The sequence below is a fragment of the Pseudomonas sp. IT-P100 genome, assembly GCF_949767185.1.
Taxonomy (GTDB): Bacteria; Pseudomonadota; Gammaproteobacteria; order Pseudomonadales; family Pseudomonadaceae; genus Aquipseudomonas; species Aquipseudomonas fluorescens_B.
Window position 1 is genome coordinate 89500 of the sequence record NZ_CATKQK010000005.1, and the last position, 22019, is coordinate 111518.

The following is a 22019-nucleotide window of genomic DNA, read 5'->3' on the forward strand; positions in this document are numbered from 1 at the left end:
TGGCTATATGAATGTGAAGCTGAAAGTCGCCCCTGACGCCGCCCCGCTTGATGACGAAACGCCTGTCGAACCTGACGCCACCTCCGCCACCGCCAGCCCGGATGATCGGCTTGAACAAGCCCTCCAGGAATTGCGCGACGCCACAGCCGCCGACCTTTTGGATAACTTGTTACAGGTCAGCCCCAACCGCTTCGAAGTGATTGTGCTGGATGTGCTTCATCGCCTGGGATACGGCGCTAGTCGCAATGACTTGCAGCGTGTCGGTGGGTCTGGGGATGCCGGCATTGATGGGATCATCTCCCTCGACAAACTGGGATTGGAAAAGGTTTACGTTTAAGCCAAACGCTGGCAGAACACGGTAGGCCGCCCTGAGTTGCAGGCATTCTACGGTGCACTCGCCGGGCAAAAGGCTAAGCGTGGGGTGTTCATCACCACCTCCGGTTTCACGGCACACGCTGTCGACTTTGCCAAATCGGTGGACGGGATTGTGTTGGTGGATGGCACGCGACTGGTACATCTGATGATGGATCATGAGGTGGGCGTTACGTCGCGATTGTTGCGGTTGCCGGCGCTGGATCGTGATTATTTTGATGAGGAGTGAGCGTGAGTCTGGCGAACATAGCATCCCCCGATGACGCTTGTGGGCCTGAGTGATATCACCATAGAATCACGCAAAGCGTCCTGCCGAACCGTACTAATGTATGAGTTCTTCTCCAAGGTCGTTACTGGCACGGAAGAGTTAGCAGGGATGAAGCCAATTCAGCTCATGCATAGGTCAAGGAGACCAACATGCCGGACATCAAGGAACAAAAACTTCTCTACCACCTCACCTCTCTTGATAATCTGAGCAGCATTTTTCAGAACGGCCTGAAGCCACGAGCGCAACTCGATGCGTTCGCAGACGTGGCTGATGCGGAAATCCTGAGAAAAAGACAGGCTCTTGATTTAGAGCGTTACGTCCCCTTTCACTGGTTCGCCGCGAACCCGTTCGATGGGAGCGTCCAGCGCAGTAGACCTGAATCCCAATTCGTCGTGATCTCGGTCCATCGAAACTTCGCCATTAGGAACAATTGGAAGGTCATTCCTCACCATCCGTTGGCTAATGATGCCATTCAGCTACTCGACTACGCCGAAGGCTTCGAGGCTATCAATTGGGACGTCATGAATGAAAGGGACTACCACGATCCACACTGCAAAAGCATTTGCATGGCAGAGTGCCTGTCTCCCGATATTGTTTCCCCTGACGATTTCTTCAAAATTTTTGTTTCTAATGCCGAGATTGAGACCCTCTGCGAGACTAAAATGCGCGAGGCCGGTGTTACTGTACAAATCGGAGTGAATCGGGGAATGTTTCTTAGATGATTTACAGCAGTCTGAATCCAGAGAAGGCTCTGATTTGGCGGATCGTCCACCGCGATAACCTGCCTTGGATTCTGGACAATGGGTTGCATTGCGCCAGCTCCGATGCGAAGGCACCGCAGTACGTGAATATTGGCAACGCTGACTTGATCGACAAGCGCCGGAATCGCTGTGTTCCTATTCCCCCAGCGGGCGTATTGGCCGACTACGTACCCTTCTATTTCACACCCTTCTCTGTGATGATGAAAAACATTCACTCCGGGTGGAGCGTTCAGCAGCGAAAAAACGACGAGATTGTAATTCTCGTCTCCAGTCTCTACCGCGTTGAAGAGCTGGGCCTACCGTTTGTCTTCACAAACGCACATGCCTACCCGGATTGGACAGACTATTACAGCGACTTGGCGAATCTCGGCGAGATCGATTGGTCTATCCTTCAACGGCGCGACTTCAAACGTGATCCTGATGACCCTCGAAAGATGGAGCGTTATCAGGCCGAAGCGCTGATTCACCATCACCTACCGATTACAGGACTCCTTGGCATCATGTGCTACACCGATGCAATGAAAGAACGCATAGAGCAGGACGTGGCCGCTAGAGGCCTGACGCTGTCTGTTCATGCGCGTCCGGGATGGTATTTCCAATGATCAAATTTACCCAAGGCAACCTTTTGGAAGCCAAAACCGAAGCCCTCGTCAACACTGTGAATACCGTGGGTGTGATGGGCAAAGGTATCGCGCTGATGTTCAAAGAACGCTTCGCGGAGAATTACCGTCTGTATTCGGCGGCCTGCAAGGCTAATGAGGTTGTGACAGGCAAGGTTCATGTAACGGCAGTCAACGAGCTCGACGGTCCTCGCTGGATCGTAAACTTTCCTACCAAACGTCACTGGCGATCACCGTCGCAGATGGCGTGGATTACCGAAGGCTTGCACGATCTGCGTCGCTTCCTGATTGAAAACGACGTGAAGTCCGTGGCAGTTCCACCGCTAGGTGCGGGCAATGGTGGTTTGAAATGGCCAGAAGTTCGCGAACAGATTGTTGATGTACTGAGTGATCTGGATGTCGATGTGTTGGTATTCGAGCCTTCCAACCAGTATCTGAATGTCGCCAAGCGTAACGGTGTGGAAAAGCTCACACCAGCTCGTGCACTCATTGCTGAATTGGTCCGACGCTACTGGGTTTTGGGTATGGAATGCAGCCTGCTTGAGATTCAGAAGCTGGCCTGGTTCCTGGAGCGTGCCATTGAGAAGCTACCAGACACTGAAAACCCACTGAATCTTAAGTTTGTTGCTCATAAATATGGGCCATATGCCAATCGGTTGGAGCATCTGCTCAATAACCTGGATGGCAGCTATTTGCATTGTGACAAGCGCATCAGTGATGCGGGTATCAGTGATGTGATCTGGTTTGACCAAGAGCGCAAAGCCTTTTTACAAACATATCTAAAGACAGAGGCCAAGGAGTATTCCGAAGCCTTGGAGCGCACTGCTGAGTTAATCGACGGCTTTGAGTCGCCCTTCGGCATGGAATTGCTGGCGACAGTCGATTGGTTGCTGAGTCAGGAGAAGGTATCCCCGACCGTTCCTGCCTTACGCGAAGCGTTGAAGCACTGGGACGGCGGAGCTGGTGCTGCCGCTCGCAAGAGCAAGCTGTTCGACGATACGTCGCTTGATATTGCACTCAAACGTCTGACATCCAGTAGTTTTAATCCTGAAATGGCTGCCTGATAACCTCACTACCAACGATGATTGTCCAAAAACAGTTGGACAGCTAGGTAGCAGCTTGTAGCACCTCAGCGAGTAACGGTACGCCTGGATCATCTCGACTGTTCAGCCGCCAAATTAGACGACGTTTGAACACTCCGAATTGGTCAGCAGCCTGCTGACCAATTCTGCCTGATTGCACTCAAGCAATTGTGCAGCAAGCTGCTGCACAATTTGATACCCGCTGCAGCACCGTGACCTTTCCCCGTCACGGATAACTAAACGACTGAACCAACGTCAACTCCCCCACCGCCCGCATCGGCACCAGAAAAGTCTCCATCTTCTCGTCCGGCGTCCCCTCCTCCGTAATCACCGTCACCTGCGCCGTGGTCAGCGGTTGAACCGCATTTTCCTGCCCGTCCTCATCACTGCGATACCCGCCCCCGAAGTAATTCACATACACCAAATACTGCCCCTTGATCGGCGCTGGCATGGCAAAAATTTCCGGGCCATACCCCGTCGTCACGTCCACATCCAGCGCCGCACCATTCGCCACAACCCGATCGCCATACCAGATGTGCGCGCCATCGGGCGTGACGAGGTGCAAGTCCAGATCCGTACCGTCGCTGTCCCAGGCCAGTAACACGCGCAATTTCGCCGGGGTGGCGCCGCCACTGGTATTGAGAAATTGCGTGCGGTGGCGCTGCTGGCCATCGGGGCTGCGGACTTCGACGCTGTTGCTGCCGTTGGGGAAGGAGAACGGTCGATCGAAGCGGCCAGCGGAGTCGATCTTCAGCGGCATGCTGACGCCGTTGACGATCAATCGGCCGGGTTCAGTGGACTTGGGTGTGGCTTTGATCTGGCCGGTGATGCGTGCGGTGTTGGCCTGTCCTGCCGGCGTGTTCACCGAGGAAGCCGGGTAGTTGACAGTCTGGCGGAAGTTTTCGCCTTCGCCCTCGACCGCACCGGTGCGCCAGCCGCCGACGGGGGTGTCGAGTTTGGCGGCGCTTTCAGCCGCGGAAACCGTCGGCAACATACAAACAGAACAAAGGAACAGGAAGACCTGTGGATAACGGAGTTTCATGGCCTATTCCAGCAAGAGGTGGCGGGCGAGCCCTTCAATGTAGGTTTCATCCTGGCCGTTGGGATGAGCTTCAAAAGCCAGGTGCAGGTATTCGTGGGTCAGGTCGAGGCGGTCTTGCAGCGACAGCACGCCGCGCACGTAGATGCGCTGACGCTCTCGGTCGACATAGGGGCGGCCGAAGGCGAGGCGGCAGACGGCGAACGTGCTGACTTCGTTGTAGCCGACCTCGCTGTCCAATCGCGCACGCCAGCCGCGGCGTTGGGTTTGCAGCCAGTCTTGCGCGGCGGGCAGTACGTCGCAGGAGGCGACGGGGTTGTCCCAGCGGCTGAGGCTGGCGCGCGGGTAGGCGTGCAGCAGGATGGCGTCGTAGCGTTGGCCGGCGTTGGCTTGCTCGACGGCTTGTTGCCAGGAGAGTTTGTCCGGGCCGGGTTGGTCGGAGTGGTAGGTGACGGTGCTGCCGGCGAGGACGAGGTCGCTGGTCCACGCGGCGATGTGGCGCGATTCGGCGGTGGCCGGGCGTGGTGCGACCCGCTGGCGACTGCTGCTGTCGTCGATGCTCAGGCAGTCGCCGTGGCGGGTGGCGTTTTGCAGCAGGTAGGTGCGAATGGCGACGGCCAGGGCTTTGGCGGCTTCGGCGGGTTCAGGTTTGGCTTCCCGTTGCAGCACTCGGGCGACGTATTCTTCGCGATCCAGACGGGCGACCAGATTGTCGCCCACCAAAAACAGCTCACCGTCGCTGTGAATATCCAGTTGATTGCCATTGGCGAATTCAACGCGATAGTCGCCCTGCAAAGGCCCGGAAGACACAACCCTATCCCCCGCCAGAACGCGTCCAATCGGATAACGAGAAAACAAGCCGACTTCAACGCAGCGCCCCGCATCCAACGGCCAATCAACCGGCAACACCGACGCCAACGCCTGACCGTAATTGCGCAGAACCATCTGACTGGTCCCGCGCCCACCGGCCCAGATCGGCGTGCCATCCACGGTCCAACCGGCAAACCCACCCTGACGCGACGATGGATCGTGATCACCCAACCAGCTCCAGGTTTTCACCCGCAACCGGCTACCGAGTTCGCCGACGACATTGCCGTCAGCGGCATTCAACACCACATCAAGCAACACCCGCCGCGCCTGATCCTGTGCGGGCATCACGGCCAACATTCGCAGTAGTTCCACCACCGAAACCCGCGTGGACGGCTGCAACGAAGGCAAGTCCAGCAGCCACTCGGGCGCTTTCCGTGCCTGCCAATACGTGCGCCAACCTGTGCCGGAAATACCCAACCGAGCAGGCTCAAAATACAAACCGCAGGACTTCACCAGCGCCTGATCACGTTCGATCTTGCCGTCCGCGGTGCAACAATAAACTTCTTCTTTCGACTGCCCGCGACATTCATACGCCGGCTCTCGGGCACCGGTGTCCACCAGCCAGCCGTAGACAAACAACTTCCACACACTGCCCAACGGCGTCTGCAAAGCGTCGGGCAAAGGCTCGCGAGAAATCACCTGAGTCGGGCTCAGCGCCAGCAATTCACCCTTGAAGCCCAGTCGCAACGGTTCGTCCTGCGCTGTCGCCAGCGCAGGGATCAAACACAGCAGCCACCAGACCAAACGTCGGGTCATGTCAGTTGACCGTGACCTGACCCAGCGCCGGTTTCTGTTCCAGAGCCTGATGCTGTGGCGCGTAGACCTGAGTGAAACGCACTGGCGGCAGGTTGAACTGGCCTTTCTGCGAGAAGCGCACCAGATGACGCAGCCGCAATTCACCACTCAGGGCGTCCACCGGAATCGCGTAAGCCATCTGACCCGGTTCGAAGCGCGCCTTCTCCAGCGCAGTCGGTTCAGTACCGGCCTTGCCCATCAATTTGATGCCCCACGTGGTGCGCTCGACATCCGCGCCCGGCGGCAGAGGCACTTCGATCATCCCGTAACGCAGCGGCTTGGCGGCTTTGCTGGTGATGATCACTTCGTCCAGATACAGGCTGTCGCTGGACAACGGCTTGCTGCCAACCGCTTCGAGTTTGAAGGTGAAGGCCGCGTCACCCGGCACCAGACGCGACAGGCGACGGGTGATGGTCACGGCCATCGGATCAACCGGCGGTTGTTTAGTCTGGAAACTCAACGCTGCCCGCAACGGGCGCTCTTGCGTCCCGGTCAGCGACAACACTGCCGGTACGGGCGCAGCGCCCTGCCACGTCCAATACATCTCACCGGTATCACCGTAGTTTTTCTTCCAGCCGTCACCCGGTGCCAGTGCGATGGTCGGCGAAGCCTGCTCGATGCTGCGTTGCAACCAGGTCAGCGCCAACGCGCGCTCCAGGGTTGATTGCTGCGGCAACAGACGTTGCAACAAGGCTTGCGCGTGAGCCTGATCGAAGGCTTGCAACGACAGGTTCAACGCTTCGGCAAACGGCTGGGAACTGACCGCCAGACGCTGTTGCGCATCGGCCAATTGACGATTGAAAGCATCGGGCAATGTCACCTTGGACTGACGAGCCAACGATGCCGTCAACGCACGCGCAGCCGCCAACCCGAGCGCCGAATCCGGATCACTCATGACGAGGCTGTCTTCGCCATCCTCCATCAGGTTCGCGGCGTTGCCCTCGCCCGCTTTCGCCAGATCATCCATCAAACCGCTGAGCAAGGTGTTCACCGGCAATTGCATCTGTTTGGCGAACGACAGGATCAGCGCTCTCTGCAACAGCGGCGTATTTTTGGCCTGTTTCGAATAGACCTCCAGCACCCGCTGCCAATGCTCCGGCGGCAGGCTCAGTTCCAAGGCTTTGCTGGCGTGCCAGTCGGCGTAATACGCGTAAGCCGTGAGAAACGCATCCGGCTCGCCGTCCATGCCCCACCAGGTGAAGCTCGCCGAAGGCCCGGCCATTTGCACCAGGCGCAGACGGCTGTTTTGCATGATCAACCGCAAGCGATCACGGATCTGCGGGTTCGACGACAAGGTCGGGTACGCGATGCTCAACGGCAGCAAACGACTGGCCGTCTGCTCGACGCCGCCGTACGGATAACTCAACAGATCGTCGAGCGCCGAGCGGAACATCGCTTGCGGGCTGTCATCCAGCCGCAGGCGAATGTCCGTTGCGTCCACCGGCAAGGTCAGCGGCGTGTCGCCGCTGGCCACGTCCAGGCTTTGGCTTTGTGTGACCTGCCAGCCTTCGCCGGTCGCGGTCAGGCGCACGGCCAGCGCGTCAGCGGTTTTGCCGTCCAGCACCAACTCGGCGGTCCACTCGCCCGTGGCCAAGTCGAACGCCGGCAACGCGACGTAGTTGATGCCGTTGTTCAGCGTCACCGGCACCCGCTGTTCGGCACCGGCGAAATGAATCACCAGCTCAGCCTTGACCGGTTTGTCCGCCTGGCTGAAGGCGAACACACCGAGATCCGGCTTGTCGCCCGTACGAAATTTGCTCGGGCCGCTCCACTTCAGGTACAGCGGTTTTTCCGAGCGCACGAATTGCTTTTTCTGCCCGACCTGACCGTCATCGGCGATGGCTCGCGCGGTGATGCGCCAGCGGGTCAGCGAGTCCGGCATCTTGAAGGTGAAGCGGGTTTTGCCGTTGGCGTCGGTGATCAATTCCGGCTGCCATGCGGCGGTGTCGACGTCTTCACGACGTGGCCGCTCCAGCACTTTCACGCCTCGCTCGCTGCGATTGGCTTTGCCCGGCGCGCCTGGGCTGCCCGGCAACGCGACGTCGTAACTGATGAACGACAGACTGGCGCTGGTGCGCACGTTGTTGCGGCGTGGATGGTAGAAGAACTGGTCGATGGTCGGCGCGACTTCCGGTTGCAGCGCGTAGACCATTTCGTCGACCACGCTGACCGTCAGGTGCGCCGGAATCGGCTTGCCGGCGAATTGGGTGGTGAGGTCGACGGACACGGTATCGCCCGGTTGATACGCTTCTTTGTCGGTGGTGATAGCCACGTCGATCTGCGGCGCAATCACCTTGATGCCGGCGTTCTGGAAGCTGTATTGACCGCCCTTGGTGTACAGAACCGAGAACGTCAGGTTCGGCGCGAAATTGTCCTTCACCGGGATGCGTGCTCGGTATTGGGTGTCGCTGAGTTTTTCCATCTTCAGCCAGTCACCGCCCTTGGACAGCAGCGCAGTCGCCTCGACCTTGTCCCGTTCAAGCGACAGCAGTGCATCGCTGACGGGCTCCGGGAAAGTGATCAGCGCAAGGGCTTCGTCGCCTGCCTTGTACTCGGGTTTGTCGAGGACGATTTCCACGGTGCCAGGCACGGCTTTGACGCCATCGCCGGTGACTGAATGGCCTGTGGCGCCGACCACGCGACCGTGGTCATCCTTCAAGGTCAGGTTGTAAGTGCCAGGACGCTCGAACGCCAGCGTGAAGCCCTTATCGGATGCGGCAAGTTTGCCTTCACCGGTGCTCTGATCTTCCAGACGCACCCAGCTGTAGCCGCTCGGCGTGACCGCTTTGCTCTGCTCGCTGCCACCTTCGTTGGCGTAGCTGAAAACAACCTTGTCACCCACCGCACTGAAGCGCTGCGGCGCCCGCAGACTGAAACTCGCGGCCCCCCGGTCGATGAGGATTTCCTTGGTGGTCCTGACCCGATACGCCGCACCATCGCTGGCGAAAACGGTGAGCATGTAGCGGCTCGGTTTCTCGGCGGCGGGCAGGTCGAGGGTCGCGTTGCCTTTGGCGTCGGTGGTCAATTCGGTACTGGTCAGTTCCACCGGGAATTGCCCGAGGTATTGCAGCTCGTTATCGACCATCGACAGTTGCTGGGCGCGCAGGCTCAGGGTCAGTTTGGCATTCGCGACGGGCTTGCCGTCCGGGTACAGCAGCACCAGGCTGCCTTTGACCGGCTCGCCGGTGCGGTAATCCTGCTTGGCCAGGTTCAACGAGATTTCGAAGTGCGGCTTGATGTATTCGGCAACCCGGAAAGCGCTGCTGTAGGCCTGGTCCTTGTAGCTGAAACGCAGTTCATAACCGCCGGCCACGGCGTTATCCGGCAACTGGAATCGGCCTTGAGTGCCAGCCTTGGAATCAAGCTTCAGCGCCAGCGATTGCAGCGCGGTGCCGGTGGCATCGAGTACCGTCACGTTGACGTCGGCAGCGGTCGGTGCCACGGAATCCCGGGCGTTCTTGAACTCGCGACCGACGATTTTCAGCGACACCCAATCCCCCGGCCGATACAGCGGCCGGTCGGTGAAGGCATAGAGTTTGGTGTCGTAGATTTCGCTGTCGTAATAGAAGTTCTCGGAGACAAACACCCCGCCCTCTTCGTCCTCGCCGATCACGAACGAACGCTCCGGGCTGACGTGTTTCAGACGCAGCAAACCATCGGCGTCGGTGGCGCCACTGCTCATTACCCCGAGGCCATCGGTCCACAGCACATTCACCTTAGGCACCGAACTGCCTTCGTGTTTGCGCGCCGCCCAGACCAGCAGTTCATCACCGGCAATCTTGCTCACGGCGACGGTGTTGGAGACGAAGACCATGGTGGTCGCGCGGTACTTGCCGATCAGTGCTTCCACCAGATACAGGCCCGGCTTCAGGTTGCCCAACGGGATGTACACGTTGCCTGGCGCGACAGTGACGAACTCGCTGGACGAACCGGCCAGATTCACGCCTTCTGGTGGCTGGATCGGTTTGGCTTGCCACAGCGGATAACGGAACTGGCTGACCACCGGCAGGCCTGGAATCAGTGCGAATTGCGGCTGGGCGTCGTAAGGCGTTGGCGCGGCAATCGCGGTGCCCATCTTCAGCTCAGGTACTTCCTCGGTGACTTGTTTGCGCGACTCGTAGGAAAACGCCCGCTGCATCACGCGACGGGATTTTCGGTACCAGTTGTCCCACAGGTACGCGAGGGTGTTCGACAGACCTTCACCCTTGAATTGGCCGTCGCTGACCACGCGATGCAGGTTCTTCTGGCGCTTGAGGAAATCCAGCGGCTTGTCGATGCGATACACCCGAATGTCCGCGCCGCCGTAGGGCTCCATGCGGAAGCGGCGATAGTCACGGCCCGGCGCTTCGAGGCGCACCATCGCCTGCTCGTCACTGGCAAAACTGCTGTCCGCCAGCAGGAAAAAACTTTCACCGGCCACCGGCGTGTAGCCGCTCGGCTCGACGGTATCTTCGGCGTTCACTGCCGAAACAGGCAGGACCAACACCAACAATAGAGACAGAAAGCGCAGCATGCGGGCACCGGTCATTGGGAGAGAAAGTTCAGTCGATAGACGCCGATGAAGTTGGGGTTGGCTGCGTCGGGTATCCATCGGGTGTCCTTCCATGTCATGAGTTGCTGCAGGCTCGCGGATCGCATGCCGTTGTCAGTGGGGGTGGTAGTGCCGGTGTGATAGGCGATGTAGCGGCCCATCCAGATCATCAGGTGCTGGTCGTCGCCCTGATCGAAAAACATCAGGTCGCCGGGCCGCGCTTGCGCCACGTCGCGGCCCACCAGATGGCTGTTGAACTGAATCAGTTTGATCGCGTTGACGTAAGGCCCGACCTTGCCGCCGCCCTGCTGCCATTGCTGGGCGAGGCCGCGTTGGGCGTCGCTCAGTTGCAACTCCGGCGGCAGGTAGCGGTTGGACAGGCCATTGCTGCGCAGCCATTTGTCGTCATGGACTTTCAGCGCTTCGTTGGCGGCAAAACGCACCAGCCCTGCGCAGTCCTGCTGATACCAGCGCGGGCTCGGGCCTTGGGTCAGTTGTTCCTGGGCGATGCGCACGAACCAGGCGCGAAACACCTGGGATTGCTGCGGGTCGAGCGGCGCGGCGTCACTGGCAAATGCGCGACTGCCGAGCAACATCGCCAGCAGGCCGAGGCCTCGGATAAGTGCGGTCACAGGGCTTTCCATTCCAGTGGCAGCCATTGCCAGTGGCCGTCGGGCTCGCTGCCTTCCGGCAACGTCAGCGCGTATTTTCCGTAGCCACCGAGCTTGCGCAGTTTCGGGATCAGGTAAGTTTGCGCGGCGTTATAGAACACCGGCTCCATGTCCTGCGGCAGGCTGTCGAGGGTTTCCTGTTGCATCAGTTGCGCCATGGAATCCGGGCCGAAGTAGACCGGCATCAGCAGGTCTTTCGGCACCACGTCGGCCATCGGCGGGAAACGTTTGTCGAGGGTGCCGAGGGCTTTGTCCACCAGCTTGTCATCGAGGGAAAACAGCAGCGTCGAACCGTGGCGCGCCAGGCTGACTTTCATGAAGGCCTTGCCGGTGATCGCGTCCGGGTTCTCAGCATCCTTGGCTTTGTAAGGGCCGAAGTTGGAGCTGACCTGACGCTGCCACTGGTGGTGTTCACCTTCCTGTTTTTCCACCACCGGGAACGCGTGTTCTTCGACGTTGCCTTCGTAGGCGCCGACCATCGAACCGAAAAGGCTGCCCAGGTCGCCGTCGAGTTTGGCGCTGTCATCATCGTTCAGGCTGGCCACCAGCAGCGGCGTGTACAGCCGCGAATCGGCGTACCAGCAGAGGCCGGCAGCACCGGCCATGTGTTCGGTCAGGGCCTGGGCCACGGTTTCTTCGGCGCCGAGTTTCACCAGCAACGGTTTCTGTTGTTCGGCGGCGAGCGGTAGCGCCACACAAGCGCTGGCCCCCATCGGCATGGCTTGCCAGATCGGTTTGAAATCGAAGTCCGGCTGGTTTTCCAGTTCGTCCATGGCGAGGAAGCTGTGCCAGCCCTTGTCGTCCATATCGAAACGCAGGCCGGCGAAGTTCGGGATGAAACGCTGGTAACCCATGGCCAGGACGCTGGAATTGACCGAGAGGCGTTGTTTCACTTCAGGGGCGCGGGGTGGCAGGCCGAAGGCTTCGGGGAACAGTTTCTGCCCGCCAAGCAGTGCTTCCAGCGATTCAGTCGAGACCATGCCGGGTTCATCGACCGGACCGTGGCCGGTCTCGTAGAGTTTGGCCGGGTTGGACAGCACCACCAGTTTGTCGCCATGGGAGGCGAACAGCAGCGCTTTGCTGTGGTTGTAGGTGAGCTGATAAAGCGGCACCACATCACCGCCGACCTTGATCTCACTGAGCTGGGTCAGCTGCGAATCATCCAGCGCCACTTTCGCCAGCGGCTCCAGCACTTTGGCCAGACCACCACGATCCATCACCAACAAAAAATCTTTCAGACGGCCATCCGCCCCGCGCCACAGCGCTACGTCCGCCGGTTGATCGAAAAGCTGTTCAATCAGGCTGTCCTGCAACTTCAGGTCATGCTCGTAAATGATCCGGCGCAGACTGCCGATCAAGCCAAGGCGATCGGCATGGGCTTCGTAATAGAAGACGAAATCTTCGGTGAGGGTTTCCTTGAGGAACGGCACCGCCAGCAAGTCCTTGGGCAACTGGCTCAAGGAGTGGGTTTCGAGCAGACCGTCCGGCCGGCTCATGCCCAGTTTGTCGCTGGCCAACTCCGCCGGAGGCGCCTTGGGTTTGTGCATGAACCAGCCCAACCCGGCCGCGACACCGGCCACCAGGACCAGCCCGACCAGCAGCGCCGGCCAGCGGCGAGGAGTTTTGGCTGCAGGCGTTTCGGCGGCCGGAGAAACAGTGTTATCGCTCATGTTCACAAAACCCGATGTCATCCGTGGAGCGGGATGCTTAATAGTTGAAAGTCTTGACCAGCAGCAGGTCACCGATCGCGCGCAGGGGCACGATGAAGGTCTCGCGTTTTTCGTCGACGGTGTTTTCGTTGAGCACCAGATTGATTTGCGAGGTGATCACCTCGTTCTGGTTGCTGGTCTCATCGAAGTTATAGCCGCCGCTGCCGAAGTTGCCCCAATAGTTCACGTAAACCAGATAGGTGCCATGCAGCGGCGCGGTCATGGTGAACATTTCCGGGCCGGGGCCATCGACGCCGTCCGGGTCCAGGCCTCCGCCGTTGCTCATCGCCGGGCGAGCCCAGAACGCATGCTGGCCGTCGGGGGTAATAATGTGCAGGTCGAGTTCAGCCTTCGGATCGTCCCAACCCAGCACCACGCGAATCCGCGCCGGGGTGCGCAGGTTATTGGCTTCGTAGAACTGAACGCGCTTGAGGGATTTGCCTTCGGCACTGCGCACTTCGACGCTATTGGAACCGGCGCCAAACGCGTACGGCCGGGCGAAACGTCCTTGGTCGTCGGTGTAGAGGTTCAATGGATTGCCGTTGACCGCCAGCGTGTGCGGCCCGCGTTGCGTGCCAATGGCCTTGAGCTGGCCCTGGATCATCGTGCGATTGCGCTGCACGCCCCGGTCGATGGGCGGCGTGGGATAGGCCACTTGTGGGTTTTCGCTGCGATCGAGCAGGCCGTTGTAGCGCCAGCCGCCCACCGGCTCCGACAGCTCGGCCGTCGGCTCGGCGCAGGCAGCCGTCGCGCAGACCCACCCCATCAGGCATAGAAAAAATGAACGCATGTGACGCCTCCTGCCATGCATAACGAAACCTTGCGCCTGATCCTCGGCGCGTTACAGATCCAAAAACTGCGTTTCGTCAGAAAGACCCGTGACTATTGGGTCGTAGAAGCCGCGAAGGTTAGCCATTTGGAGGATTTTTAACAATCGGATACATCTCGAATTGCGGGGGTTATCACGATGTTGTCAGGCGTGAGCCGAATAGCAGCCTTATTCGGCTCACAAAATGAGCCGAACAATTCTGTTCTCGCGGATGTATCCGAAACCCTGTGGGAGCTGGCTTGCCTGCGATGACGGTGTATCAGGCAGCGGGGGGGTGATGGTGTTCAACCAAATCCCCAGCTGACAACGGCCGCTCATTTGCCCATAACCCCCATGTCTGCTAGTGTCGCGCCGGTTTAACGTCAACCGGAAATCGCCGCCATGGCCCGTAAAAAAGCTGCACTGGATTTCGAACAATCCCTCGCCGACCTGCAAACGCTGGTGGAGCGACTGGAGAACGGCGAACTGTCGCTGGAAGACTCGCTGACCGCTTTCGAGCAGGGCATCGGTCTGACCCGCGATTGCCAGGCAGCGCTGGCCCAGGCCGAGCAAAAGGTTCAAGTGCTGCTCGAGCGTGATGGCGAGCTGGCCGAGGAACCCTTCGACGCGGATCAACCAGAATGATTGCAGCGTATTCGGCGACCAGCCAGGCCCGCGTCAATGCGGCACTGGAAACCTTGTTCAACGCGCCAAGCCCGGAACTCGCGCGGCTGTACGAAGCCATGCGCTACAGCGTGATGAACGGCGGTAAACGCGTTCGTCCATTGCTGGCCTACGCCGCGTGCGAAGCGTTGGGCGGCAAGGCTGAGCAAGCCAACGGCGCGGCCTGCGCGGTGGAGCTGATTCACGCTTACTCTCTGGTTCACGACGATCTGCCGGCGATGGACGACGACGATCTGCGGCGCGGCCAGCCAACCACCCACAAAAAATTCGATGAAGCCTGCGCGATTCTCGCCGGCGACGGTTTGCAGAGCCTGGCGTTCAGCGCCCTGCTCGACCCGCGCCTGAGCTCATCGGAGGCAGAGATTCGCCTGCAAATGGTCAGCGCTCTGGCGTTGGCGGCAGGCCCGGCGGGCATGGTCGGCGGCCAAGCCATCGACCTCGGTTCGGTGGGCTTGAAGCTCGATCAAAAAGCCTTGGAAACCATGCACCGGCACAAGACCGGCGCGCTGATCGAGGTCAGCGTCAAACTCGGCGCCCTGGCCAGCGGCCGTGCCGAGAAGGACGAACTGAAGTCCTTGAAGGCGTATGCACAGGCCATTGGCCTGGCATTTCAAGTGCAGGACGACATTCTTGACGTCGAAAGTGACACCGAGACCCTTGGCAAACGCCAGGGCGCCGACATCGCTCGCGACAAGCCGACCTACCCGGCCCTGCTCGGCCTCGATGCGGCCAAGGCCTACGCCCTGGAACTGCGCGACCAGGCCCTGCACGCGCTGCGACCGTTTGACGCGGCCGCCGAGCCGTTGCGCGACCTGGCCCGTTATATCGTCGACCGCCGCAGCTGACGGCGTATCCGCCAAAAAAGACCAACGCGTGGGCAGGGGCCGATGCATCAGGTAAACTGCCGCCTCTTCTATACCTATAACGATTCGCCTGATGCCCACGACGTTTCATGAGATTCCCCGCAAGCGCCCGACCACGCCCCTGCTCGACCGTGCCAACACGCCGGACGGCCTGCGCCGGTTAGGCGAAGCCGAGCTGGAAACCCTGGCCGATGAGTTGCGCCTGGAATTGCTCTACACGGTCGGTCAGACCGGCGGGCATTTCGGTGCAGGCCTGGGCGTCATCGAGCTGACCATCGCGTTGCATTACGTCTTCGACACCCCGGACGACCGGCTGGTGTGGGACGTGGGTCATCAGGCTTATCCGCACAAAATCCTCACCGGCCGTCGCGAGCGCATGGCCACCCTGCGCCAGAAGGACGGCGTTGCAGCCTTCCCGCGTCGTTCCGAGAGCGAGTACGACACCTTTGGCGTCGGCCACTCCAGCACTTCGATCAGCGCAGCGCTGGGCATGGCCATTGCAGCCCGCCTGCAGAACAGTGATCGCAAGGCCATTGCGGTGATCGGCGACGGCGCGTTGACCGCCGGCATGGCGTTCGAAGCGCTGAACCACGCGCCGGAAGTGAACGCCAACATGCTGGTGATCCTCAACGACAACGACATGTCGATCTCGCGCAACGTCGGTGGCTTGTCGAATTACCTGGCGAAAATCCTTTCCAGCCGCACCTACGCGAGCATGCGCGAAGGCAGCAAAAAGGTCCTGTCGCGCCTGCCCGGCGCCTGGGAAATCGCCCGCCGCACCGAAGAATACGCCAAAGGCATGCTGGTCCCCGGCACGCTGTTCGAAGAGTTGGGCTGGAACTACATCGGCCCGATCGATGGCCACGACCTGCCAACCCTGATCGCCACCCTGCGCAACATGCGCGATCTGAAAGGCCCGCAATTCCTGCACGTCGTCACCAAGAAAGGCAAAGGCTTCGCCCCGGCGGAAGTCGACCCGATCGGTTACCACGCGATCACCAAGCTCGAACCCGTCGACGCACCGGCCGCTGCGCCGAAAAAGGCGGGCGGGCCGAAGTATTCCGGTGTGTTCGGTGAATGGCTGTGCGACATGGCGGCTTCTGATCCACGCCTGGTCGGTATTACACCGGCGATGAAGGAAGGCTCCGATCTGGTGGCGTTCAGCGAGCGTTTTCCGCTGCGCTATTTCGACGTAGCCATCGCCGAGCAACACGCCGTGACCTTCGCGGCCGGCATGGCCTGCGAAGGTGCGAAACCGGTGGTGGCGATTTACTCGACCTTCCTGCAACGCGGCTACGATCAACTGATCCACGACGTCGCGGTGCAAAACCTCGACGTGCTGTTCGCCATCGACCGCGCAGGCCTGGTGGGCGAAGACGGCCCGACGCACGCGGGCAGTTTCGATCTGTCGTTCCTGCGCTGCATCCCCGGCATGCTGGTGATGACCCCGAGCGATGAAAACGAACTGCGCAAAATGCTCACCACCGGCCACCTGTACAACGGCCCGGCGGCGGTGCGTTACCCGCGCGGCAACGGCCCGAACGCAACCATCGAAAAAGACCTGCAACCGATCGAAATCGGCAAAGGCGTGGTTCGCCGCCAGGGCAGCAAAGTTGCCCTGCTGGTGTTTGGCGTACAACTGGCCGAAGCGCTGAAAGTCGCCGAGACGCTGGATGCCACCGTGGTCGACATGCGTTTCGTCAAACCGCTGGATGAAGCGCTGGTTCGCGAGATTGCCGGCAGCCATGAGTTGCTGGTGACCATCGAAGAAAACGCGATCATGGGCGGTGCCGGTGGTGCGGTGAGCGAATTCCTCGCCCGGGAAAACATCCTCAAGTCGATGCTGCACCTGGGCTTGCCGGACAGCTATGTCGAGCACGCCAAGCCGGCGCAAATGCTGGCCGAGTGCGGGTTGGATGAAGCCGGCATTGAAGCGTCGGTGCGTGAACGCCTGGAACTGCTGAACATCTGACCCGCTGAATAAATGCAATACCCTGTGGGAGCGAGCCTGCTCGCGATTGCGGTCTGTCAGTCAATGTAGATGTTGACTGACAGACCGCAATCGCGAGCAGGCTCGCTCCCACATTGGTTTTCTGTGCCCTTCAAAACTTGTATTCGCTTTAAAGCGTCAACGGACTGCCCATGAAACTCTCCCCCCTCGCCCTGACGCTGACGCTTCTACCGTCCGGACACCTGCTGGCCGACACCTTCGAACGCGACCAGGCCCTGAAGCTGCCCGACGTGCTGATCAGCGCCAACCGCCAGGTCGAAGCCCGCAACGACAGCAGCGCCGCCAACACCGTGTTCACCCGCGAAGACATCGACCGCCTGCAACCGGGCAGCGTCACCGACTTGCTGCGTAGGGTGCCGGGCGTGCAGGTCGGCCAAACCGGCGGGCGCGGCAGCCTGCCGGGGATTTACATTCGGGGGACAAAGTCGGCGCAGAGCCTGGTGCTGGTGGACGGTCAACGCATCGGCAACTCGACGTCCGGCGACAGCAACCTGCAACACCTCAACATCGAACAGATCGAGCGCGTGGAAGTGCTGCGCGGCTCCCGTTCGGTGATTTACGGCAGCGATGCGATTGGCGGGGTCATCCAGATTTTCACCCGCCGTGGCGTAGAACAAGGCCTGCAACCGCGTCTGCATATGGGTTTTGGCAGCAACCAGACGTGGGAGCGCAGCCTCGGATTATCCGGTGGCAATGAGCAAACCCGCTTCAACCTGGGCGCCAGCCTTGATGAAACCGCCGGGATCAATCGCACCCACGAGTCGTACCCGAGCGATGGCGATCACGATGAGTATCGCAACAAGTCGTTGAGCCTGAGCCTGAGTCACGCCCTCACCGATGACGTCGAAATCGGCGCCAACCTGCTGGATAACCGTGGCAAAAGCGCATTCGACAATCCGTTCGGCCGCTTTGATACCACCACGTTCAAATCGCTACAGCAGCAGCCTTACAACGAATTCACGGTGAGCAGCGTCAGCAGTTACGTCGACGCGCGCATCAACGACCAGTGGAAATCCCGCGTCGAATTCGGCCACAGCGAGAATCGCGAGAAGTCCTTCGACAAGCTCAGCGACGAACGCAGCGTGTTCAATACGTATCGCGACTCAGTGAACTGGCAGAACGACCTGACGCTGAACGAGCGCAACAGCCTGATCCTCGGCGGCGACTGGTACGAAGACCGCATCAACAGCAGCACCGCATTCGACGAGGACAGCCGCTGGAACCGCGCGGCGTTTATCCAGCATCGTTATCAGGCGGACAGCTTCTCCACGGAACTGGGCCTGCGCCACGACCAGAACCAGCAGTTCGGCAGCCAGAACAGCTGGAGCGGCACGTTCACCTTGCCGCTGAACCCGGACAACGACGTGCTGCTGACCTACAGCGAAGGCTTTCGCGCACCGACGTTCAATGACTTGTATTACCCGGGTTTCAGCAATCCGGACCTGAAGCCTGAAACCTCGAAAAGCTATGAGCTGCAGTGGCGCAGTCAGCTGACCGATTTCAGCCGCCTCGAAGCCTCGCTGTATCGCACCGACCTCAAGGACGCGATCATCTTCGGCAGCAACGACCGCCCGCAGAACGTCGCCTCCGCGCGGATCAACGGATTTGAAGCGGCGTTGAAGCAGGAACTGTTTGGCTGGCAGAGCGCTCTTGGCGTGGCGATCATAGACCCGCGGGATCGCGACAGTGGCCACACCCTGGCGCGTCGCGCACGGCGGACGTTGAGCCTGGACCTGGATCGGCAGTTCGATCGACTGGGTCTCGGCGCCAGTTGGCAAGCGGTGAGCAGCAGTTATGACGATGAGAAAAATCAGCAGCCATTAGGCGGGTATGCACTGCTGGGACTGCGCAGCAGTTGGGCGCTGAATCGTGAGATCAAGCTTGAGCTGAAGGTCGATAACCTGCTGGACAAGGGGTACAGCCGGGCGCTGTACAGCCATGACGGCAGCCAGTTTGGCTATCGTGAGGAAGAACGGGCGTGGATGTTTGGGGTGACGTGGACACCGGAGCTCTAAGAGCAACCCGATCACCTGTGGCGAGGGAGCTTGCTCCCGCTCGACTGCGCAGCAGTCGCAAAACAGGCTGACGCGATCCCACCTGAAGTAACGCACTGACGGATTTGGGGCCGCTTCGCAGCCCGGCGGGAGCAAGCTCCCTCGCCACAGGTCAGCGGTCCGGCGCGATGATGTGGCAAAGCTTCGCAGTCGCTCCGATCATCTGCCCACTCGGCCGTTCCAGGCCCTTGTCCAGCACCAACCGCAATTGATCCTGCGCTACCGCCGCCACCTGTGGCCAGGCCTTCCACGTCTCCAGCTGCGCCTGATCGCTGGCCAGGATCACCTCGGGATTACGCTGCAACACCGCCTCCACACTGACCTGCGGCGCGGGCAATGTCAGGTCGGCAAACACATTGCGCGCACCGCACACTTCCAGCGCATCACTGATGATCTGCCCGCCGCCGACGGTGTACAGCGGACGATCCCAGACCTGATAAAACACTCGTAACGGTTCGTCCCGTCGATAGCGCTGGCGCAGTGCATCGAGGCGCTGACGCAGATCGCTGGCCAATGAAACGCCACGCTCGGGACGGCCGAGCTGCAGGGCGATCGCCTCGATTTGCGCGGTCAGTTGTTCAAGGTTGTGCGGATCGGCGACGTAGGTCGGGATGTTCAAGCGCTTGAGTTGTTCACGCTGGGCCGGGCCGACGCTGCCGGGCCAGAGCAGCAGCAAATCAGGTTTCAGGCTGAGCAGCCGTTCCATGTCCAATTGGCCGTAGCGGCCAACGGAAGGAAGGTCCTTGAGTTCAGCAGGACGATCGCCGGCATCGAGCACACCGACCAGAAGATCGGCTGAACCCAGTTCAACAACGATTTCAGACAGAGACGGCGCGAGACTGACGACGCGTTCGATAGCAGAGGCCATGCCGCTGACGGCCAGCAGCAGAACCGCCAGCCCGATGCGGCGCATCAGCCGAGTTGACGCGGAATACGGTAGAGATAGAACAGCACCGTTGTCGACAGCGCCAACAGCACCAACGGCACCGCTTCGAGCCCGACGAACACCGCCAGAGCGCCAATCCAGGCAGGCAGGCCGGCCGCGAGAAACGCTGAACGGCGCTTAGCGGCGAGGGTAATCCAGGCGGCAGGCTCTTCAGGGGTATCGAGGGCTTTCTGGGTGACGATCAGCGCGTGTTTGTAGCCACCAAAAAACTTCAGGCTGACAAACATCGACGCCACACCGGCGATGAACAATGGCATCGCCAACACTGGCAAAAGCGCCTCGCCCTGGCCGAATACGCCGTTGATCACGAACAGCGGCACCAAGGCCAGCGCCAGGTATTGCCACCAGCTGACGGCCAGTCGCCGCCGCACCTGACCGCGGGTCACGCCCGGTCTACCTCGCCCTGATGCTCGTTGCCCATCATGTGGTCAAGCTTGCTGGCCTTGGTGGCCAGGTAGAGTTTGTTGTGCGGATTGTGGCCGGTGTGCAACGGAACGCGCTCGGCAACCACAATGCCCATGTCGGTCAACGCTTTGACCTTGCGTGGGTTGTTGGTCATCAGACGCAGGGATTTCACACCCAGATGCTCGAGCATTGGCAGGCACATGGCGTAGTCGCGCTGGTCCGCGGCGAAGCCCAGACGCTCGTTGGCTTCAACGGTGTCGGCACCGCCGTCCTGCAATTCATAGGCGCGGATCTTGTTCAGCAGGCCAATGCCACGGCCTTCCTGACGCAAGTACAGCAACACGCCACGGCCTTCCCGGGCGATGGCCTGCAACGCGGCCTCGAGTTGCGAGCCGCAGTCACAGCGCTGGCTGAACAAGGCATCGCCCGTCAGGCATTCGGAGTGCAAGCGGCCGAGTACCGGGGCACCGTCGTCGAACTCACCGAGGCTCAGCACGACGTGCTCACGCCCGTTCTCTTCATCGAGAAAGCCGTGCATGGTGAATTGCGCAAAAGGCGTTGGCAGCTTGGAAGCGGCGACAAAAACGACAGGCACCGGTGTGCTCCTGATCAATAGGTACTGGAGATTCGCAGACGCGGCATTGTAACAGCACGTTCCTACAGACGCTTAGGCTGAATTATGGAGCATAACGATCTAAAAGTTTGATCCCCGCCCTGTTCTAGCCCTGTGGGAGCGAACACAGGAATCATCACCTGCGCAGGAGCTTTGTTCAGTTCGAATCGAAGGGATAGGGTTGTTTCCAGCGTTCGAAGATCGGTTTCAGCCGGCCGTTTTTGACCAGCACCTCCATTCGCCGGTCGAACAGAGCCATCAACTCCCGCGCCTTGGGCGTATCGGCAAAACACAGGTACAGCGGCAATTCCGCGATGTGCGTGCGTCGGAACTGGGACGGATCCTTGGCCTGGCGGACGATGTAATCCACCTCGGTCAGCGCGTCGATGTAGAAATCGGCGCGGTCGTGGGTCAGCATCGACAGAATGCCAGTGCGCCGAACGACTTCGTTATAGCGGTTTATGTTGGGCAGGTAATTCTGGAAATCATAACCGCGAACCCAGGCCAGTCGATAGTTGCCCAGGGTCTCCGGGGTCGGCGCCGGGTTACTGGCCAGCCCCAGGGCGTAGATGTGATCGGTGTCGTAATTCCAACGCGGATACAGCAGGTCGCTGACTTCATCGCGATAGCCGCCGACACAGGCGTCCACTTCGCCCCGCTGGGCCAGGCCGATGGCGCGAATGTAAGGTTCGGTGCGGATGTCCAGCTTGACCCCGGCCGGCTCGAAGACTTCACGCAGCACGTCCCAACCCAGACCATGGCCATCGGCGGCGGTGTAGTCTTCCCAGTCTTCGCTGGCCAGATGAATCACCGCTGGCGTCGTCACTGCCTCCCCCGCCAGGGCGAGGGAAGCAAACAGGGCGAAACCCGTCAGAGCCAACCAGCGTCGAGCCATCCTAGTCTCCTGCTTCGCCACT

17 protein-coding genes and 1 pseudogene are annotated in these 22019 nt (G+C 60.2%); 8 read left to right on the forward strand and 10 right to left on the reverse strand.

Annotation, left to right across the window (positions count from 1 at the left end; all coding sequences use genetic code 11):
* The first annotated feature begins 7 nt into the window (after positions 1-7).
* From ACM6IQ_RS04340 to ACM6IQ_RS04355, 4 genes and pseudogenes are all read left to right on the forward strand, one after another.
* A pseudogene (locus tag ACM6IQ_RS04340) lies at positions 8-601 on the forward strand (restriction endonuclease).
* Between the two features lie 188 nt (positions 602-789).
* A complete protein-coding gene (locus ACM6IQ_RS04345) occupies positions 790-1362 on the forward strand; it encodes a DarT ssDNA thymidine ADP-ribosyltransferase family protein (protein ID WP_414878132.1) in 573 nt (190 codons plus the stop codon).
* Positions 1359-2003 carry a DUF4433 domain-containing protein gene (locus tag ACM6IQ_RS04350; protein ID WP_414878133.1) on the forward strand — a complete coding sequence of 215 codons (645 nt, stop codon included), beginning with the start codon at positions 1359-1361 and terminating at the stop codon, positions 2001-2003. Before ACM6IQ_RS04345 ends, ACM6IQ_RS04350 begins: the two co-directional genes overlap by 4 nt.
* On the forward strand, positions 2000-3085 hold the full coding sequence (locus ACM6IQ_RS04355; protein ID WP_414878134.1) for a macro domain-containing protein: 1086 nt from the start codon (positions 2000-2002) through the stop codon (positions 3083-3085). Before ACM6IQ_RS04350 ends, ACM6IQ_RS04355 begins: the two co-directional genes overlap by 4 nt.
* Before the next feature lie 244 nt (positions 3086-3329).
* Here the strand turns inward: ACM6IQ_RS04355 and ACM6IQ_RS04360 are convergent, their stop codons facing one another.
* Genes ACM6IQ_RS04360 through ACM6IQ_RS04385 form a run of 6 tightly spaced genes read right to left on the reverse strand, consistent with a single transcriptional unit; the run spans position 3330 to position 13508 of the window.
* Positions 3330-4145: a YfaP family protein gene (locus ACM6IQ_RS04360; protein WP_414878135.1), complete on the reverse strand. Its 816-nt coding sequence runs from the start codon at positions 4143-4145 to the stop codon at positions 3330-3332.
* 3 nt (positions 4146-4148) lie between these two features.
* Positions 4149-5768, reverse strand: a complete 1620-nt coding sequence (locus tag ACM6IQ_RS04365) for a DUF2300 domain-containing protein (RefSeq protein ID WP_414878136.1) — start codon at positions 5766-5768, stop codon at positions 4149-4151.
* 1 nt (position 5769) lies between these two features.
* A complete protein-coding gene (locus ACM6IQ_RS04370) occupies positions 5770-10335 on the reverse strand; it encodes an alpha-2-macroglobulin family protein (RefSeq protein ID WP_414878137.1) in 4566 nt (1521 codons plus the stop codon).
* Positions 10332-10982: a DUF1175 domain-containing protein gene (locus tag ACM6IQ_RS04375; protein WP_414878168.1), complete on the reverse strand. Its 651-nt coding sequence runs from the start codon at positions 10980-10982 to the stop codon at positions 10332-10334. Before ACM6IQ_RS04375 ends, ACM6IQ_RS04370 begins: the two co-directional genes overlap by 4 nt.
* Complete coding sequence (locus ACM6IQ_RS04380) at positions 10967-12679, reverse strand: DUF2138 domain-containing protein (protein ID WP_414878138.1); 1713 nt, start codon at positions 12677-12679, stop codon at positions 10967-10969. The genes ACM6IQ_RS04375 and ACM6IQ_RS04380 overlap by 16 nt, the downstream gene beginning before the upstream one ends.
* Positions 12680-12716: 37 nt before the next feature.
* Complete coding sequence (locus ACM6IQ_RS04385; RefSeq protein WP_414878139.1) at positions 12717-13508, reverse strand: YfaP family protein; 792 nt, start codon at positions 13506-13508, stop codon at positions 12717-12719.
* A gap of 420 nt (positions 13509-13928) precedes the next feature.
* Between ACM6IQ_RS04385 and ACM6IQ_RS04390 the strand changes: the two genes are divergently transcribed.
* From ACM6IQ_RS04390 to ACM6IQ_RS04405, 4 genes are all read left to right on the forward strand, one after another.
* Complete coding sequence (locus tag ACM6IQ_RS04390) at positions 13929-14171, forward strand: exodeoxyribonuclease VII small subunit (RefSeq protein WP_007894317.1); 243 nt, start codon at positions 13929-13931, stop codon at positions 14169-14171.
* Complete coding sequence (gene ispA, locus ACM6IQ_RS04395) at positions 14168-15055, forward strand: (2E,6E)-farnesyl diphosphate synthase (RefSeq protein WP_017341030.1); 888 nt, start codon at positions 14168-14170, stop codon at positions 15053-15055. Before ACM6IQ_RS04390 ends, ispA begins: the two co-directional genes overlap by 4 nt.
* Before the next feature lie 91 nt (positions 15056-15146).
* On the forward strand, positions 15147-17045 hold the full coding sequence (gene dxs / locus ACM6IQ_RS04400; protein ID WP_017341031.1) for a 1-deoxy-D-xylulose-5-phosphate synthase: 1899 nt from the start codon (positions 15147-15149) through the stop codon (positions 17043-17045).
* A 170-nt stretch (positions 17046-17215) separates the two neighbouring features.
* Complete coding sequence (locus ACM6IQ_RS04405; protein ID WP_414878140.1) at positions 17216-19099, forward strand: TonB-dependent receptor domain-containing protein; 1884 nt, start codon at positions 17216-17218, stop codon at positions 19097-19099.
* A 151-nt stretch (positions 19100-19250) separates the two neighbouring features.
* Here the strand turns inward: ACM6IQ_RS04405 and ACM6IQ_RS04410 are convergent, their stop codons facing one another.
* The 4 genes from ACM6IQ_RS04410 to ACM6IQ_RS04425 all read right to left on the reverse strand — a co-directional run bounded on the left by ACM6IQ_RS04410 (position 19251) and on the right by ACM6IQ_RS04425 (position 21997).
* The gene (locus ACM6IQ_RS04410; RefSeq protein ID WP_414878141.1) at positions 19251-20051 is read right to left on the reverse strand and encodes a cobalamin-binding protein; all 801 of its coding nucleotides are present in this window, start codon (positions 20049-20051) and stop codon (positions 19251-19253) included.
* Positions 20051-20470 carry an MFS transporter gene (locus ACM6IQ_RS04415; RefSeq protein ID WP_414878142.1) on the reverse strand — a complete coding sequence of 140 codons (420 nt, stop codon included), beginning with the start codon at positions 20468-20470 and terminating at the stop codon, positions 20051-20053. Before ACM6IQ_RS04415 ends, ACM6IQ_RS04410 begins: the two co-directional genes overlap by 1 nt.
* The gene (gene ribA, locus ACM6IQ_RS04420; protein WP_008033730.1) at positions 20467-21084 is read right to left on the reverse strand and encodes a GTP cyclohydrolase II; all 618 of its coding nucleotides are present in this window, start codon (positions 21082-21084) and stop codon (positions 20467-20469) included. Before ribA ends, ACM6IQ_RS04415 begins: the two co-directional genes overlap by 4 nt.
* 175 nt (positions 21085-21259) lie before the next feature.
* Complete coding sequence (locus ACM6IQ_RS04425; RefSeq protein WP_414878143.1) at positions 21260-21997, reverse strand: substrate-binding periplasmic protein; 738 nt, start codon at positions 21995-21997, stop codon at positions 21260-21262.
* Positions 21998-22019: the final 22 nt, after the last annotated feature.

Excerpts from the sequence above, each read along its gene's own strand:
- ACM6IQ_RS04345 (WP_414878132.1), top strand. The coding sequence starts at position 790 with ATGCCGGACATCAAGGAACAAAAACTTCTCTACCACCTCACCTCTCTT.
- ACM6IQ_RS04350 (WP_414878133.1), top strand. The coding sequence starts at position 1,359 with ATGATTTACAGCAGTCTGAATCCAGAGAAGGCTCTGATTTGGCGGATC.
- ACM6IQ_RS04355 (WP_414878134.1), top strand. The coding sequence starts at position 2,000 with ATGATCAAATTTACCCAAGGCAACCTTTTGGAAGCCAAAACCGAAGCC.
- ACM6IQ_RS04360 (WP_414878135.1), bottom strand. The coding sequence starts at position 4,145 with ATGAAACTCCGTTATCCACAGGTCTTCCTGTTCCTTTGTTCTGTTTGT.
- ACM6IQ_RS04365 (WP_414878136.1), bottom strand. The coding sequence starts at position 5,768 with ATGACCCGACGTTTGGTCTGGTGGCTGCTGTGTTTGATCCCTGCGCTG.
- ACM6IQ_RS04370 (WP_414878137.1), bottom strand. The coding sequence starts at position 10,335 with ATGACCGGTGCCCGCATGCTGCGCTTTCTGTCTCTATTGTTGGTGTTG.
- ACM6IQ_RS04375 (WP_414878168.1), bottom strand. The coding sequence starts at position 10,982 with ATGGAAAGCCCTGTGACCGCACTTATCCGAGGCCTCGGCCTGCTGGCG.
- ACM6IQ_RS04380 (WP_414878138.1), bottom strand. The coding sequence starts at position 12,679 with ATGAGCGATAACACTGTTTCTCCGGCCGCCGAAACGCCTGCAGCCAAA.
- ACM6IQ_RS04385 (WP_414878139.1), bottom strand. The coding sequence starts at position 13,508 with ATGCGTTCATTTTTTCTATGCCTGATGGGGTGGGTCTGCGCGACGGCT.
- ACM6IQ_RS04390 (WP_007894317.1), top strand. The coding sequence starts at position 13,929 with ATGGCCCGTAAAAAAGCTGCACTGGATTTCGAACAATCCCTCGCCGAC.
- ispA (WP_017341030.1), top strand. The coding sequence starts at position 14,168 with ATGATTGCAGCGTATTCGGCGACCAGCCAGGCCCGCGTCAATGCGGCA.
- dxs (WP_017341031.1), top strand. The coding sequence starts at position 15,147 with ATGCCCACGACGTTTCATGAGATTCCCCGCAAGCGCCCGACCACGCCC.
- ACM6IQ_RS04405 (WP_414878140.1), top strand. The coding sequence starts at position 17,216 with ATGAAACTCTCCCCCCTCGCCCTGACGCTGACGCTTCTACCGTCCGGA.
- ACM6IQ_RS04410 (WP_414878141.1), bottom strand. The coding sequence starts at position 20,051 with ATGCGCCGCATCGGGCTGGCGGTTCTGCTGCTGGCCGTCAGCGGCATG.
- ACM6IQ_RS04425 (WP_414878143.1), bottom strand. The coding sequence starts at position 21,997 with ATGGCTCGACGCTGGTTGGCTCTGACGGGTTTCGCCCTGTTTGCTTCC.